15 protein-coding genes are annotated in these 15,700 nt (G+C 40.3%); all 15 read left to right on the top strand.

Translation table 11 applies throughout. The annotated features are described in order from the left end of the window. The first annotated feature begins 18 nt into the window (after positions 1-18). The 15 genes from KZZ04_RS01860 (at position 19) to KZZ04_RS01930 (ending at position 15,550) form a co-directional block, all read left to right on the top strand. Entirely contained in the window at positions 19-951 is a 933-nt protein-coding gene (locus tag KZZ04_RS01860; RefSeq protein WP_058403539.1) for a chemotaxis protein CheV, read from the top strand. A gap of 20 nt (positions 952-971) precedes the next feature. Further along, positions 972-1,802, top strand: a complete 831-nt coding sequence (locus KZZ04_RS01865; RefSeq protein WP_219421640.1) for a protein-glutamate O-methyltransferase CheR — start codon at positions 972-974, stop codon at positions 1,800-1,802. Between the two features lie 141 nt (positions 1,803-1,943). Further along, the gene (flgB, locus tag KZZ04_RS01870) at positions 1,944-2,351 is read left to right on the top strand and encodes a flagellar basal body rod protein FlgB (RefSeq protein WP_219421641.1); all 408 of its coding nucleotides are present in this window, start codon (positions 1,944-1,946) and stop codon (positions 2,349-2,351) included. Positions 2,352-2,356: 5 nt separating this feature from the next. Beyond that, complete coding sequence (gene flgC / locus KZZ04_RS01875; protein WP_006792699.1) at positions 2,357-2,788, top strand: flagellar basal body rod protein FlgC; 432 nt, start codon at positions 2,357-2,359, stop codon at positions 2,786-2,788. A gap of 13 nt (positions 2,789-2,801) precedes the next feature. Then, positions 2,802-3,482 carry a flagellar hook assembly protein FlgD gene (locus KZZ04_RS01880; RefSeq protein WP_219421643.1) on the top strand — a complete coding sequence of 227 codons (681 nt, stop codon included), beginning with the start codon at positions 2,802-2,804 and terminating at the stop codon, positions 3,480-3,482. Positions 3,483-3,541: 59 nt separating this feature from the next. Beyond that, the gene (flgE, locus tag KZZ04_RS01885; RefSeq protein ID WP_219421645.1) at positions 3,542-4,903 is read left to right on the top strand and encodes a flagellar hook protein FlgE; all 1,362 of its coding nucleotides are present in this window, start codon (positions 3,542-3,544) and stop codon (positions 4,901-4,903) included. A gap of 156 nt (positions 4,904-5,059) precedes the next feature. Then, entirely contained in the window at positions 5,060-5,803 is a 744-nt protein-coding gene (locus KZZ04_RS01890; protein WP_219421739.1) for a flagellar basal body rod protein FlgF, read from the top strand. Positions 5,804-5,823: 20 nt separating this feature from the next. Then, the gene (gene flgG / locus KZZ04_RS01895) at positions 5,824-6,612 is read left to right on the top strand and encodes a flagellar basal-body rod protein FlgG (protein WP_006792703.1); all 789 of its coding nucleotides are present in this window, start codon (positions 5,824-5,826) and stop codon (positions 6,610-6,612) included. Between the two features lie 15 nt (positions 6,613-6,627). Next, positions 6,628-7,311: a flagellar basal body L-ring protein FlgH gene (flgH, locus tag KZZ04_RS01900; protein ID WP_006792704.1), complete on the top strand. Its 684-nt coding sequence runs from the start codon at positions 6,628-6,630 to the stop codon at positions 7,309-7,311. Positions 7,312-7,323: 12 nt separating this feature from the next. Further along, positions 7,324-8,418, top strand: coding sequence for a flagellar basal body P-ring protein FlgI (locus KZZ04_RS01905; RefSeq protein ID WP_219421646.1), 1,095 nt, complete (start codon positions 7,324-7,326; stop codon positions 8,416-8,418). A 122-nt stretch (positions 8,419-8,540) separates the two neighbouring features. Then, positions 8,541-9,536: a flagellar assembly peptidoglycan hydrolase FlgJ gene (flgJ, locus tag KZZ04_RS01910; protein WP_058403532.1), complete on the top strand. Its 996-nt coding sequence runs from the start codon at positions 8,541-8,543 to the stop codon at positions 9,534-9,536. After that, positions 9,537-11,540, top strand: a complete 2,004-nt coding sequence (gene flgK / locus KZZ04_RS01915; protein WP_219421648.1) for a flagellar hook-associated protein FlgK — start codon at positions 9,537-9,539, stop codon at positions 11,538-11,540. It abuts the gene before it with no gap. Positions 11,541-11,542: 2 nt separating this feature from the next. Beyond that, positions 11,543-12,775: a flagellar hook-associated protein FlgL gene (gene flgL, locus KZZ04_RS01920; RefSeq protein WP_219421650.1), complete on the top strand. Its 1,233-nt coding sequence runs from the start codon at positions 11,543-11,545 to the stop codon at positions 12,773-12,775. A 334-nt stretch (positions 12,776-13,109) separates the two neighbouring features. Then, positions 13,110-14,084, top strand: a complete 975-nt coding sequence (locus KZZ04_RS01925; RefSeq protein WP_058403529.1) for a flagellin — start codon at positions 13,110-13,112, stop codon at positions 14,082-14,084. Positions 14,085-14,581: 497 nt separating this feature from the next. Then, positions 14,582-15,550 (top strand): flagellin, encoded by a 969-nt coding sequence (locus KZZ04_RS01930; protein WP_010555890.1) that lies wholly within the window; start codon positions 14,582-14,584, stop codon positions 15,548-15,550. The last annotated feature ends 150 nt before the right edge of the window (positions 15,551-15,700 follow it).

Consider the following 15,700-nt stretch of genomic DNA (forward strand, 5'->3'; position numbering starts at 1 on the left):
TTTCTAAAGGAGATTTTAATGGCAGGCATTTTAGACTCAGTAAACCAGCGTACTCAGCTGGTTGGCCAGAACCGCCTAGAATTACTATTATTTAAACTCAGAGGGCGCCAGCGTTTTGGGATCAATGTATTTAAGGTAAGAGAAGTTCTTCAATGTCCTCCGCTTACTAGTATGCCAAAGTCGAATACTTACATTCGTGGTGTTGCACATATTCGTGGTCAAACTATTTCGGTTATTGATTTATCAATGGCTGTAGGTGGACGCCCGATAGACAATATTCAAGACAGCTTTATTATTATTGCCGAATACAATCGCTCTGTGCAGGGCTTTTTAGTTGGTGGTGTAGAGCGTATTGTTAATATGAACTGGGAAAAAATAATGCCGCCGCCATCGGGTGCGGGTCGTTATTCTTACTTGACTGCTGTTACAGAAATTGAAAACGAACTTGTTGAAATACTCGACGTTGAAAAAATCCTAAATGAAATTTGCCCTGTTAACACCGAAGTAAGCGCAGAAGTTGCTGAAAGTGGCGATATTCAGAAAGACTTGGGTGAGCGAATAGTATTTATAGCTGATGATAGTGCGGTTGCACGTAATCAGGTAAAACGTGCGCTAGAGCCGCTTGGTGTGCAAACTGAACTTGCCAAAAATGGTAAAGAAGCACTCGTAAGACTCAAAGAAATTGCCGAGCTTGATTGCCAAACCGATATTACAGAACGTGTGGCGCTGCTTATATCTGATGTTGAAATGCCCGAAATGGATGGCTATACACTAACGGCAGAAATAAAAGCAGACCCTAAACTTGCACCTTTACATGTTATTTTGCATACGTCACTCAGTGGTGTATTTAACCAAGCAATGATTGAAAAGGTAGGGGCAGACGATTTTATTGCTAAATTTAACCCTGATGAATTAGCCACTGCGGTTAAAAAATGGGTTCATTGTGAATAATCAAAACAGGTGCTACTAATTTGAATAACAAAGACTTGCAGCAAAATGAATACGATCAATTTCGTTCATTTTTAGAACAGCAATGTGGTATTGTTCTTGGTGAAAATAAGCAATACTTGGTTAAAAGCAGGCTTGCGCCATTAATGGCTCGTTTTGATGTAGGGTCGTTATCTGAACTTGTTAGCAAAACACTAGGGCCACATGAAAGGCAATTACGAGCGGCTGTTGTTGATGCGATGACCACCAACGAAACTTTGTGGTTTAGAGATCAATACCCGTTTGAGCTTCTTCAAAACCGCTTGTTTCCTGAGTTTAAAGAGTTAAGGCGACCGGTAAAAATTTGGTCTGCGGCCAGCTCGTCTGGGCAAGAGCCTTACTCTATTTCTATGTCGGTTGCGGAGTTTCAGGCTAAACAGCCTGGTGTATTAAAAATGGGTGCTCAAATAATTGGTACTGATATTTCTAATACCATGCTAGATATGTGCAAAAATGGCGAGTACGACGCGCTAGCTTTAGCACGAGGCCTATCGGCTGAGCGCCGTAAAAAGTTTTTTATAGACAGCGGCAATGGCATGGCAAAAGTAAACGATACATTGAAAAAGCAAGTGAGTTTTAGGCACTTAAATTTACTCGATTCGTATGCGTTGATGGGTAAATTCGATATTATTTTTTGCCGTAATGTACTTATTTATTTTTCTCCTGAAGTAAAAGCTAAAATTATTAAACAATTTGCGCAAGCACTTAACCCTAAAGGTTATTTATTTTTAGGGGCTTCGGAGTCAATGGCCGGATTAAGTGACGAATTTGATATGGTTAGATGCAACCCTGGCATTATTTACCAAAAGAAGTAAACCCTCTTTCTTTCCTTTAAAACGACACACTATGTGTCGTTTTTCATTTTAAATCATTCGATTACAAAAAATATAATCACTCAATTATAAATGGCTTATTTATTGCTTTATTCAAACTAAGTCAATTTTTTGGAGATGGTTATGGCTATCAGTTTTGATAAAGCTTTAGGTGTGCATCAGCATACTATGTTGATCCGTTCACAACGAGCAGAAGTGCTAGCGAGTAATATTGCTAATGCTGATACGCCGGGCTACAAAGCAAAAGATATTAATTTTGCCTCAGCATTAAAAGCGGCAAAATCACACCAGCAAAGCGGCAATACAATGGTAACTACTAATGAAAAACACATTGGTGGTGGTACCCGAAGTGTGGGTGGAGTTGAATTATTTCGTACGCCAAATCAAACAGATACAGGTGATGGTAACTCAGTGGATGTGCAAGTGGAACGGAACTTGTATACACAGAATGCGATGGAGTATCAGGCCAGCTTACAATTTTTAAGCGGCAAGTTTAAAGGCCTGAATAAAGCCCTCGGTAGTCAAGGATAATAATTATGAGTTTATATAACGTTTTTGATATTGCTGGTTCTGGTATGAGCGCACAAAATGTGCGTTTGAATACCACTGCAAGTAATATTTCGAATGCCAATACAATTAGTTCTTCTCAAGACAAAACGTACCGAGCGCGACAACCTGTATTTGCTGCAGAGCTTACCAAAGCTTCTGAGTCAGTAAGTAACAATCAGGGCTCTTCTGTTGGTGTTAAAGTGCTGGGCATTGTTGAAAGCAGTGCACCATTACAAATTGAATACAACCCTAATCACCCGAGTGCGGATGAAAATGGTTATATCTATAAACCCAACGTTAATGTTGTAGAGGAGATGGCGAACATGATTTCTGCTTCTCGCTCTTATGAAACAAACGTGCAAGTTGCAGATGCAGCTAAGCAAATGTTAAGTAAAACTCTGCTGCTAGGTCAGCGTTAACCGAGGGTAGGTTATGAGTAACGATATTAGTACATCTTCATCCTATTTAGACTCTTTACGGTGGCAAGATACAACGCCCACTTCAAATGAAGAAAAGAGCGATGCGTTAACTCAAGAAGACTTCTTCTCGTTGTTAACTCAGCAATTATCGTTTCAAGATCCGAGCAAGCCTGCGGATAACGATCAAATGATTGCGCAAATGACCAACTTCACGATGGCTGAAGGTATCTCAAACCTTAATAGTAATTTTGAGTCACTTGCAGCTTCGATGACATCTAACTCCGCTTTACAAGCGTCAACATTAGTTGGAAAGCAAGCATTACTAGAGTCAGATTCTTTAGATTTAAATGCAACGGGTGAAGCCAAAGGGTCAGTGGTTGCAGAAAGCCCAGTAGAGAGTTTAACGCTTCGTATTACGGATGAATCTGGACAACTTGTAAGAAGTATTGAACTAGGATCGCAATCGGCTGGTGCAGTACGTTTTGCTTGGGATGGTAAAAACGAAGCGGGTGAACGTTTACCGGAGGGTGAATACAATATAGTGGCTGAAGGCAGCACTAACGGTGAATTTTCAAGCCTTCCTATAGCTACGTTTAAAAATATTGAAAGTGTAAATATAAATGGTGCTAATGGCATCATTATTAACACTAAAGAAGGTGCGGTTAGGCTGACTGATGTCGCAGAGATCGCGTAATAGAGTTTAATAATATTTCGCCTGTTTGCAGGCTGTATTTTATAGGTTAGAGGTCAATTATGAGCTTCAATATTGCATTAACAGGCATAGCTGCCGCACAAAAAGATTTAGACGTTACCGCAAATAATATTGCGAACGTTAATACAACCGGTTTTAAAGAGTCACGTGCTGAGTTTGCAGATGTATATGCCTCTTCAGTGTTTAGTTCTGGTAGAACTAAAAATGGTGACGGTGTTCAAACTACTATGGTTGCCCAGCAATTTCACCAAGGTTCGCTGCAATTTACTAATAACTCATTGGATTTAGCCATTACAGGTGAAGGCTACTTTGCAATGAGCCAAGACCTGGGTGCGCAAGATTTTACCTTTACAAGAGCAGGGGCTTTTAAGTTAGATAAAGATAACTTTATCGTTGATGCTAAAGGTAACTTTTTACAAGGTTTCCCTGTAGATGAGGCTACCGGCGATACGACCTCTGTTAGTTTAAGTACTTCGTCGGCACTGCAAATCCCTGATTCGTCTGGATCACCTCGTGCAACGGCAACGGTATACAGCTCATTTAATTTAGATTCACGTGCAGATGCGCCTTCGTTGCCATTTGATCCAACAGAAAGTGCTTCGTATAACTCATCAACTTCAACCACTGTCTACGATTCACTGGGTGAGGCACATGTTTTACAATACTTTTTTGTAAAAAATGATCCGACGACAAACCCTAATGAGTGGGATATACATGCAACGCTCGATGGTTTAGTTGTTGATCCAGCAACGGGCGCTGAGCAAACTACTGCGCCATATACACCTTTAACCACCCTAGGTTTTAGTTCAAGCGGTTTACCTGAAACAACAAATGGGGTTGCTAATACAAACCCAAGCAGTTTCGATGAGTTAGTTTTACCTGCGGGTGCTGGGACTGGTTTATCTTCGTTACTGACTAACGGCGCGTCATTTCCTGATACGGGCGTAGAGCTTAATTGGCGAGATGAGGCAGCAACTACAAATAAGCAGCCAACTCAGTACGCAAGTCGATTTGAAGTTAAAGCGCTAGACCAAGATGGCGCTACGGTTGGTCGTTTAGCGGGTATTGATATTGGTACCGACGGAAAAATAGTGGCTTCATACAGTAATGGCGACACATCTTTCTTAGGTCAGGTAGCGATGGTTCGTTTTTCTAATTCACAGGGTTTATCGCAAGTTGGTGATACCTCTTGGAAAAAAAGCTTAACGTCAGGTGAGCCAATTGCAGGTGAACCAGGTTCGGGTACATTAGGTTCAATAAATTCATCAGCACTAGAGCAATCTAATGTAAACTTAACGAATGAGTTGGTTGACCTAATTAGTGCTCAGCGTAACTTCCAGGCTAACTCTCGTGCGCTTGAGGTTAACTCAACACTGCAACAGGCAATTTTACAGATTCGTTAATTTAATACTTAACACCATTTTAAGGGCTGCTTTTTAAAGTGGCCCTTTTTACTTTTACTTCATTTAGTTTGTTTAATAACCATTTCACATCGTTTCTTATTGTGGCATCTATTTTGCATTTCCTGTTTATAGAGATTTTTGAAACGAGTCGATGCTATGGACAAAATGGTCTACATTGCGGCCTCAGGCGCTAAACAAAGCCTACAGGGGCTGGCCCTCAAAGCCAATAATTTGGCGAATGCGAATACCACTGGATTTAAGTCAGACTTTGCACAAGCTCGCTCTATGCAGGCTTTTGGCGAAGGGTTGCCGTCGCGTGTTTTTTCTATGCAAGAGCGTCCGGGTTCTAATATGACCTCTGGCGGCATAGTCGAAACAGGCAGAGATCTAGATATTGCAATGAGCGATAACGCGTGGTTAAGCGTGCAGGATGCATCAGGCAATGAAGCTTACACCAAGGTGGGTACATTAAATATTACCGCTGAAGGTATTTTAATGACCAGCCATGGTCGTCAAGTAATTGGCGAAGGCGGGCCTGTCATTTTACCAGTACCGATCGAAAAAATTGAATTTAGTGAAGACGGCGCAATTCAAGTTCGTCCGCAGGGGGCGCCTGCTACGTTTTTAGAAGAAGTTGACCGTTTGAAGGTGGTTGAAGCTAATAGTTTTCAACTAGAAAAAGGGAACGATGGTTTATTTAGGCCCAAGGCAGGAGAGGTTGTTGATACTTCTGCCAATGTCAAAGTATTAAGCGGAACCTTAGAAATGTCTAATGTGAACCCTGTTCACGAAATGGTCGATATGATCAGCCATCAACGTCAATTTGAGTTACAAGTAAAACTGATGAAAACAGCTGAAGATCTTGATAGATCACAAGATCAGCTGATGCGCATAGTTTAACTTTAAATGAGGACACGATTATGAATCCAGCATTGTGGATCAGTAAAACGGGGCTAGACGCTCAACAAACCGATATTTCGGTTATATCAAACAATTTAGCGAATGCCAGTACGGTCGGTTATAAAAAAAGCCGCGCTATTTTTGAAGATTTACTCTATCAAAATATTAACCAGCCCGGAGGCCGCTCGTCACAAGACACCGAAATGCCATCTGGTTTAATGTTAGGTGCCGGTGCAAAAGTAGTGGCTAACCAAAAAAACTTTTCTCAAGGTAATATGCTAACTACTGAGAATTCATTGGATTGGATGATCTCAGGGCCTGGCTTTTTTGAAGTATTACAACCCGATGGCAATATTGCTTATTCTCGTAATGGGCAGTTTACTACCGATGGCGATGGTCGAATTGTAACGTCTGGTTCTGGCTATGTTGTGCAACCAGAGATGAACGTTCCTGATGATGCGCAATCAATCACTATTTCACAAGATGGTGAAGTATCTGTGCGTATTTCAGGCCAAGCCGACAACGTTGTTATTGGCCAGCTTACAATTAGTGACTTTATCAATCCATCGGGTCTTGAGCCTGTAGGGCAAAACCTTTACACCGAAACGGCTGTAAGTGGCGCGCCTGTGCAAGGTAACCCGGGTGTAGAAGGCTTAGGCACAATTATTCAGGGTTCACTTGAAACATCAAATGTAAATGTAACAGAAGAGTTGGTTAACCTGATTGAAACGCAGCGAATCTATGAAATGAACTCAAAAGTTATTTCGGCTGTTGATGAAATGATGAGTTACATTAATCAGCAATTATAAGATGTAGGGGGAATTATGCGTCATTATATGTTATTTGCGGTAGGTACATTATTTTTAAGTGGCTGTGTCTCAACACAAAATAGTGATGTTGTTCAAGATGACCCCTATTATGCACCAATGTATCCTGAACCAAGTATGGAGCCGGTAGTTGCAACGGGTTCGTTATTTAATACTAATGTATCAAACGACTTATACGCAGACCGAAAAGCACTGCGTACTGGCGATATTATTACTGTTAATCTACAAGAGTCTACTCAAGCAACGAAAGCTGCTAAAACAGAAACTGATAAGCAATCTGATGCAAGCCTAGACCCTGTAATAGGGCTTGGTGGTTTACCCGTTAACATTGGTGGCGATAGTATTCAGTTTGGTATTGGTAGCGATGCCTCTTTTACGGGTGATTCTAAATCAAATCAATCCAACAGCTTATTTGGCAATATTTCGGTCAATGTTATGCGTGTTCTACCTAACGGTAACTTAGTGATTCGCGGCGAAAAGTGGTTAACGTTAAACACTGGCGAAGAATTTATTCGTTTGGAAGGTTTGGTACGCCCGCAAGATGTGAGTTCTGATAATACAGTTGAGTCAAACCGAATAGCCAATGCACGTATTCAGTACTCTGGCAAAGGGCAAACACAAGAAGCGCAAAGTGCAGGTTGGTTAACACGTTTTTTCAGCAGTTCGATTTTTCCTTTTTAGAGGGCATTCATTATGAATGTATTAAAGTTAATTTGTTTAATCTCGCTAATAGGTTGCCATTTTTCGGCAAATGCAGAGCGTATTAAAGATATTTCTATGGTCGAAGGGGTTAGATCGAACCAGTTGGTAGGTTATGGCTTAGTAGTCGGTTTACCGGGTACAGGTGAGCAAAGCCGGTTTACTCAACAAAGCTTTAAAGGCATGTTGAGCAATTTTGGAATTTCGCTACCTGCAAGCTTAAGTCCTAAAATTAAAAACGTTGCTGCCGTTGCTGTACATGCTGAATTACCTGCTTTTAGAAAGCCAGGTCAAACAATTGACGTCACCGTTTCATCTATCGGCAGTGCGGGTAGCTTGCGTGGCGGTACTTTGTTGCAAACGTTTTTAAAAGGGGCTGATGGCAATGTATATGCTGTAGCTCAAGGCAGTTTAATTGTTGGAGGCCTCGGCGCACAAGGTGCTGACGGCAGCCGTGTTGTTATTAATACCCCGACGGTGGGGCGCATTCCAAGTGGCGCAACAGTAGAGCGTGAAGTTAAAAGCCCGTTTATGCAAGGTGACTTTATAACTTTTAATTTAAATCGCCCTGATTTTACAACAGCAAAGCGCCTTGAAAAAACAATTAACGATCTAGTCGGGCCTAACAGTGCAAAAGCAATCGATTCAGTCTCTGTTCGTGTGATTGCTCCTAGAGATGCCTCTCAACGCGTATCTTATTTATCAACACTTGAAAACCTGGAGTTTAAACCTGCAGATATGTCTGCCAAAATTATAGTTAACTCCCGTACTGGTACTATTGTAATAGGCAAAAATGTTAAGTTGCAGCCTGCTGCAATAACGCATGGTGGGTTAACAGTTACTATTACAGAGCAGCAAAACGTGACTCAACCTAATGCGTTGGCTGAGGGGGAAACGGTAGTGACACAGCAATCAATCATTGATGTTAACCAAGATGATTCTCGTGCATTTGTTTTTAACCCGGGTGTTAGCTTAGACGATTTAGTACGCGCTATTAACGAGGTAGGCGCTGCACCAGGCGACTTAATGGCTATTTTAGAAGCCCTAAAAGAAGCTGGAGCTATTAACGGTCAACTTGTTGTTATTTAATATTTATTAAGCTTTAGCAAATGCTTTGCTAAAGCTTCCCTTTTACTCCCTCATTCACATTTCCAATCTGGCTTAAATTTTGCATTTTAATTTATATTATTCACTATTGTGTCAAAAAGCTGATGGAAACTAATCATCTAGACAAACAAAACTTTTTTGATTTAGGCAATTTAGATTCACTTCGTAAAGAAGCCTTAAGCAGTGGTGATGCATCGACTGATGCGTCTAAAGCCGCTCTAAAAAAAGCAGCTGCGCAATTTGAAGCTATTTTCACTCAAATGTTACTTAAAAGTATGCGTAAAGCTAACGAAGCGTTTGAAGATAAAGAAAGTCCGCTTAACTCAAGTAGTGTTAAGTTTTTTGAAGACATGCACGATCAACAGCTATCTACTGAGCTTTCATCAAATGGCTCTTTAGGCCTTGCTGATTTAATTGTTCAGCAGTTATCGCCAGACGGCAAAACTTTTATGCCGGGCTCTGTATTGAGAACCACCAATGACTTTTTAAGTGATATGCGTGCTGGCTCGTCGCTTCCTCATACTCAAAACGAAGAAAATGCAGCGATTAATGTGCATAACAATAAAGCCGATTCTAAAGTGCCTAAAGCATCTTCAGCGCCATTCGAAAGCACAGAAGAGTTTGTTACTACAGTGTGGGAACACGCTAAAACTGCAGCACAAAAAATTGGCTTAAACCCTGCTGTAATGGTTGCACAAGCGGCACTTGAGACTGGTTGGGGTAAGCACATTATTAATAAGAGCGACGGCAATAGTTCAAATAACTTATTTAATATCAAATCAGATAAAAGCTGGGATGGCGAAAAGGCAAGTAAAGTAACCCTAGAATTTGAAGAAGGAACACCTGTTAAAAAGCAGGCTAGTTTCAGAGCTTATGACTCGATAAAAGAGAGTGTTAACGACTTTGTTGATTTTTTAACTCAAAATCCTCGTTATCAAGAAGCATTACAAAATACTGCTAAGCCAAGCGATTTTTTAGATTCTTTACAAAGAGCTGGCTATGCAACGGATCCTAATTACGCGGACAAGATAAAAAAAGTACTTAACAGTGCTCAATTAAAAGATGTTGCAACAAGCGTAATTCGCCAAGGAGTAAAGTAAATGTCGTTTAACTTATTAAATATTGCCAGTTCAGGGGTTAGAGCTAACTCTGAACTACTGCAAACGACAAGTAAAAATATTGCGAATGTAAATACCGAAGGCTACGTGCGAGAGCGCACTGAGCATACAACTATGATCGATAACCAGGTAGGAAAAGGAGAAACCTATCGCTTGTTAAATCAGTTTGCGCAAGAGCAATTAAATAGAGATACCTCTAATAAAACGTTTTTTGATCAGTTTGTTACAGAAGCAAATCGTGTTGATAGTTTGTTTTCAGAAGACTCTAATAGTTTATCTACTAGTATAAACTCATTGTTTAATAATGTTCAAGAGTCGCTAAATCAACCCTCATCTACTGTTGCTCGCTCGCTTGTGATGACCGATGCTGAAAACTTAGTGAATCAAATGGACAGACTCTCAGGCATTGTTTTTGATCAGAAAAATATTGTCAATGAACAGCTAGACGTATTTACAGAAGAGGCGAATGGCTTAATTCAAAAAATTGGCACATTAAATCAGGATATTGCCGCTGTAAACGGCACTAATAACCAAGCAGATGCGAGCTCTACTTATAATGAACGCGATAAGGCTATCCGTGATTTATCTGAGCTAATAGACATAGAAACACTGGATGGTCCAAACGGTGAAAAACTTGTATTTATGGGCACAGGTGAAGCAGTTGTAATGCAAAATGGCTCGTTTAATTTGTTTTCTATGCGTGGCGATCCTGATCCAAATTTTAAAGAGCTTAGGCTAGATGTAAATGGTGGCAAGGCAGTGCCGCTTGAAGTTGATGTATCTAAATTAAAAGGAAAAATCGGCGGATTACTGGCATTTAGAGACGATGTGCTAGTCCCGGCTCAAAATCAAATTGGCCAAATGGGTTTAGCAATAGCTGATTCTTTTAATGAACAAAACAAGCTAGGTATGGACGCTAATGGAGAGCTTGGGGGCAACATTTTTAATATTCCTACGGTTGGTGGCTATGCTTATGCAGCGAATACGGGTAGCTCAAGTATGACTGCAACGCTTGAAGCAGGCAAAGGCGGTGAATTGCCGGCAAGTGATTTTATAGTCACTTATACCAGTGCGACAACGGTAGAGATTCAGCCCATAGATAATAAAGGTGAGCCGCTAGGCACCGCATCAACAGCAAATATAACCGCTGGCGTCATTGATTCATCTACAATCACGAGTGGCGAATCGTTTGGTTTAGAAATTAATGTTGCGGGCGCTGCAAATACAGGTGATCAGTTTCAAATAAAGCTTAACTCTGAGTCGGCGGCAAATATGTCTTTAACAACAAACCGTGGTGAAGATCTAGCCCTTGCAGCACCAATAAGAACAGCAAACGACATTAACAACATAGGTAATGCCACAATTACGGCTGGTGAAGTAAGTGATGTTACTACAGGTAGCTTTACAACATCACCAGCAGGCCTTACAAACGGGCCTATTACTGTTGTTAAAACCGCTAATCTAAATGAATACACAATAAGCGATGGTGTGAATAGCAGTACTTTTACAGCAACTTCGCCAGCAAAAGACATGTTGCAACAGGCTGGTGGTGGCTTTGAATTATATGGTTTTGACTTTGATATTGAAGGCAGCCCTGAAACCGGCGACACATTTACGCTTGAGTTTAACGAAGGTGGTTTTGATGATAATCGTAACGGTCAAAAGTTAGCGGGGTTACAACAAGGTGAACTAGTGCGCCAAAATGTTGTTACCGGTGCAAACTCAGACAACCACAAAACATTTAATCAGGCTTATGCTGGGTTGGTTAGCGATATTGGCGTGGTAACTAATCAAGCAAAAACAAATGGCGACGCGTTTGAAGCGCTTGCTCAGCAATCTGAAGCCTGGTACGAATCGCTTTCTGGTGTAAACCTAGATGAAGAGGCTGCCAATTTATTACGTTTTCAACAGTCTTACGCCGCTTCTGCGCAGGTGCTTGCAACCGCTCGTACTATTTTTGACACTATATTAAGTGCTGCGAGGTAATTATGCGCTTATCAAATAACTTGATGTACCAAAGTAGTTTAAATTCAATTTTGAACAATCAACAAAATGTTAGTAAGGCTCAAGAGCAAGTTAATACTCAAAAGCGTGTATTAACGGCGTCGGATGATCCTGCTGCAGCTTCTCGCGCACTTCAATATACCGATAGAATTCAGAGTAATGAGCAGTACAGTAAAAATATAACCATGCTTAATAGCCGTTTGAATATAGAAGAAGGTGCCCTTGAAAACATAAAAGGCGCCTTAGAGAGAGCGCATACTTTAACCATTCAATCAGGTAACGGTGCTTACAGTGCTGCTGACAGAGAAGGGCTTGCCGAAGAAATCAAAGCGCTTCAAAGTACAGTCCTTGATTTAATGAACTCTAAAACGGAAGACGGAAAATACATTTTTTCTGGTTATCAGGACAATACACAGACTTACTCGCTCGATTCATCTACTGGCTTGTATGTGTATGGTGGCGACCAAGGTCAGCATATGATTAAGATAGCCGAAGGGGTTAATATTAAATCAAGTGATAATGGGTTTGATGCATTTGAAAAAGTGGATGCGCGTTTAGATGTTGTTTCTAGCGATGGAATTGTATCGGGCGGGATTACAAGCTCTAAGGTGTATGTGACCGAGCAAGGTCAATTTGATACGTTTCATAAAACTAATTATAACCCTGATCCGGCAGCTGCAGCGGGTGCCAATACACTAAATGTGATCACAACGGCGGGAACACCCAACACTTATCAAATTGAGCAAGCAGGTACAATACTAGCAACTGGCAATATTAACGACTCTACTATTAAGTTTGCTGGTATGGAGATAAGTGTTACTCCAGTTGCAACAGGCCAAATTGATATTACGCTTGAAGCACCTAAAAAAGAAAATGTGCTCAACTCAATGAGTGAACTTATTGCAGGCCTGACTAACCCTGCGTTAACAGAAGAGGAGTTTGAGCAAGTTATTGCAGACTCGCTTGTTCAAATTATGAACGCTAAAAATAATGTGTCTCTAACACAAGCTGGGCTGGGTGGGAGAATAAATACAGCAGAAAAAGTACTGCAATCAAATACAGATTTAGATATTAATAACAAATCAGCACGATCTGACTTAGTAGATATAGATATAACAGAAGCAATAACTGAGTTAACCAAACAAGAAACTGCACTTCAGGCATCACAGGCAACCTTTGGCCGTTTAGCAAACCTTTCATTGTTTGATTACTTGTAATTAAACTCAGAGTAAGGCAATACTTTGCCTTACTCTTTAAAACTCTTCGCTTTTAATAAATACTTTATTTAAATTAACCGCTTATCTCATAAATAAAAGCACTTTATAAACATTTTTAATGGTGTTTGCATTTATCGATGAATTTAAATTTTGTATATTTTAATTTAATAAATTCAGTAAGTTAAAAAATAAGTCTGATTTTTTAAAAAAAAAGCTAAAGGATTTTTTTTCTAGACCGATAACTTAATTAACCAAGCACAGCGTTGAAATTACAACCACTGCTTAATCTAGTAAGTTTGAGAGTAAATGATAAGTTTACTTTAGGAGAGACATCATGGCTTTATATGTAAATACAAATGTTAGCGCGTTAAACGCACAAAGACAATTAAACAACTCAGGTAATGCACTTGATACATCATTCCAACGTTTATCATCTGGTATGCGTATCAATAGCGCAAAAGATGATGCGGCAGGCCTACAAATTTCTGACCGTCTTACATCACAAGTAAATGGTTTGAATCAAGGTAACCGTAACGCGAATGACGGTATTTCTCTAGCACAAACTGCTGAGGGTGCACTTGACGAAGTAACATCAATGTTCCAACGTATTCGTACACTTGCTCAGCAAGCATCAAATGGTTCAAATACTGATGAAGACCGTTTAGCTATCCAAGAGGAAATTCGCTCGTTATCATCAGAAGTAAACCGTGTTGCTGAAGATACAACATTCGGTGGTCAAAACCTTCTTGATGGTTCTTACAAAGCAAGCTTCCAAGTTGGTGCTGATGCAGTACAAACTATCGGTTTCAGCATGAAAGATGTGGGCAACACGGCAAGTGGTCCAAACTCAATTTCTGCAAACGGCGGTTTTACATTATCAGGAATTGCAGGTGTTGCTAGTAACTTAACGGGTAAAGGTTTGACAACTTTAGCCGCAGGTGTTTCTGATATTTCTGGTGCAGCCGTAGCAGGCACGGATGACTTTGATGCTAAATTTAGAGCTGACACAATCAGTGTATCTACTCAAGGTAATGCACAATTTGTTTTAGCAGGTATGGATTCGTTGATTGCTGTTGTTGATAAAAAACGTGCAGAGCTTGGTGCGGTTCAAAACCGTTTCCAATCAACAATTCGTAATCAGTCAAATATTTCTGAAAACTTATCAGCTGCGCGTTCACGTATCAAAGATACCGATTTCGCATCAGAGACTGCAAACTTAACTAAAATGCAGATTTTACAACAAGCAAGCCAAACAATTTTAGGACAAGCTAATCAGCGTCCACAGGCTGCACTTAGCCTACTAGGTTAATTAAAATTTTAGAAATGATGTTAGTCAATTTATTGACGAAGAAAAAATGAAAGCGCCCTTGCTTAATGGGGTATTAACAAAGGCGCTATAGGATTTTGCCAGCGGAGGCTTTAATCCAAGTTGTTCTAACATTTGTAGAACATATATGTACTAGCATAAACTATGCCATTAGTTTATTTTAGTCACCCACTCTCAAACTTATCAAATAATAAGGCCCTTAACGGGCCTTATTCATTAATTATACTCCTTCAATCTCAAACTGCCCAAACTTAAATCAAGACACACCAGACAACGTATTCTCAATCTTTAACAGTCCTTAAAATAAAGTTGGCCTAATGCTTGCTTTTGTCTTTGTAAGTTTATTATTAACTTACAAAGTGGCAGATAGTTGCCCCTAGGCAGAGTATAACGCCTATATATCTAGCTACTTTGTCAAATTCCCACTTTCTTTGAACGAGATAGTGACCTAACTTTGACAGATAAGAAGAGAGTTTATTATGGCTTTATATGTAAATACCAATGTGAGTGCGATTAATGCACAAAGGCAGCTTGAGAGAAGCGGCGGTGACTTAGATACGTCTTTCAAACGCTTATCCTCTGGCCTTCGTATTAACAGCGCAGCAGATGATGCCGCAGGTTTACAAATTTCAGATCGTCTACAGTCGCAAATATTAGGTCTTAACCAAGGTAACCGAAATGCGAATGATGGTATTTCTTTAGCGCAAACTGCTGAAGGTGCTATGGATGAAATTACCTCTACTTTTCAGCGTATTCGCACGCTTGCACAACAAGCTTCAAACGGCTCAAATACAGATGAAGACAGATTAGCTATCCAAGAAGAAATCCGTCAATTATCTGATGAAGTTAACCGTATAGCTACCGATACTACTTTTGGCGGTCAAAATCTGCTTGATGGTACTTACTCTGCAAGTTTTCAAATTGGTGCTGATGCGGTTCAAACAATCGGGTTTAGCATGCAGGATGTAGGTGGCAGTGCTAATACAATTTCTGCAAACGGTGGTTTTACAATGTCTGGTATAGCAGGGATTGCATCTGCAGTTGCAGGTAAAAGTATGTCTACTTTTGCGGCCGGAATTAGCGAAATTGGTAGTGGTAGTATTACAGCTGCAACTGCTAGCTTCACAAGTATGGTTGCTGCAGAGATCAGTGTATCTACTCAGGCTAATGCACAGCAAGTGTTTGCAGGTATGGATGCAATGATTGCTGTAGTTGATAAAAAGCGTGCTGAATTAGGTGCGGTACAGAACCGTTTCCAATCAACAATTCGAAACCAAGCTAATATTTCTGAAAATTTATCTGCTGCGAAATCGCGTATCAAAGACGCTGACTTTGCAATGGAGACGGCTAACTTAACTAAAAATCAGATATTACAACAAGCAAGTCAAACTATTTTAGGGCAAGCTAACCAGCGTCCACAGGCCGCACTTAGTCTACTTCAAGGTTAATAAAATTAAAGTAAGTAGAAATTAAATACAAATAAAGCTAAAGCTTTCGCTTTATCGGACGATAAATGATTTAGAGGACTAAAAATCCAGGACTCTAAATCACGGATAATAACAGGGTAGGGGTATCCCGTTACTATCTATCGAACTTTG

The organism is Pseudoalteromonas sp. CR1, from assembly GCF_019392235.1.
Lineage (GTDB): Bacteria > Pseudomonadota > Gammaproteobacteria > Enterobacterales > Alteromonadaceae > Pseudoalteromonas.

Excerpts from the sequence above, each read along its gene's own strand:
- flgE (WP_219421645.1), top strand. The coding sequence starts at position 3,542 with ATGAGCTTCAATATTGCATTAACAGGCATAGCTGCCGCACAAAAAGAT.
- KZZ04_RS01930 (WP_010555890.1), top strand. The coding sequence starts at position 14,582 with ATGGCTTTATATGTAAATACCAATGTGAGTGCGATTAATGCACAAAGG.
- flgL (WP_219421650.1), top strand. The coding sequence starts at position 11,543 with ATGCGCTTATCAAATAACTTGATGTACCAAAGTAGTTTAAATTCAATT.
- flgB (WP_219421641.1), top strand. The coding sequence starts at position 1,944 with ATGGCTATCAGTTTTGATAAAGCTTTAGGTGTGCATCAGCATACTATG.
- flgJ (WP_058403532.1), top strand. The coding sequence starts at position 8,541 with ATGGAAACTAATCATCTAGACAAACAAAACTTTTTTGATTTAGGCAAT.
- KZZ04_RS01860 (WP_058403539.1), top strand. The coding sequence starts at position 19 with ATGGCAGGCATTTTAGACTCAGTAAACCAGCGTACTCAGCTGGTTGGC.
- flgC (WP_006792699.1), top strand. The coding sequence starts at position 2,357 with ATGAGTTTATATAACGTTTTTGATATTGCTGGTTCTGGTATGAGCGCA.
- KZZ04_RS01890 (WP_219421739.1), top strand. The coding sequence starts at position 5,060 with ATGGACAAAATGGTCTACATTGCGGCCTCAGGCGCTAAACAAAGCCTA.
- KZZ04_RS01925 (WP_058403529.1), top strand. The coding sequence starts at position 13,110 with ATGGCTTTATATGTAAATACAAATGTTAGCGCGTTAAACGCACAAAGA.
- KZZ04_RS01880 (WP_219421643.1), top strand. The coding sequence starts at position 2,802 with ATGAGTAACGATATTAGTACATCTTCATCCTATTTAGACTCTTTACGG.
- flgG (WP_006792703.1), top strand. The coding sequence starts at position 5,824 with ATGAATCCAGCATTGTGGATCAGTAAAACGGGGCTAGACGCTCAACAA.
- flgH (WP_006792704.1), top strand. The coding sequence starts at position 6,628 with ATGCGTCATTATATGTTATTTGCGGTAGGTACATTATTTTTAAGTGGC.
- flgK (WP_219421648.1), top strand. The coding sequence starts at position 9,537 with ATGTCGTTTAACTTATTAAATATTGCCAGTTCAGGGGTTAGAGCTAAC.
- KZZ04_RS01905 (WP_219421646.1), top strand. The coding sequence starts at position 7,324 with ATGAATGTATTAAAGTTAATTTGTTTAATCTCGCTAATAGGTTGCCAT.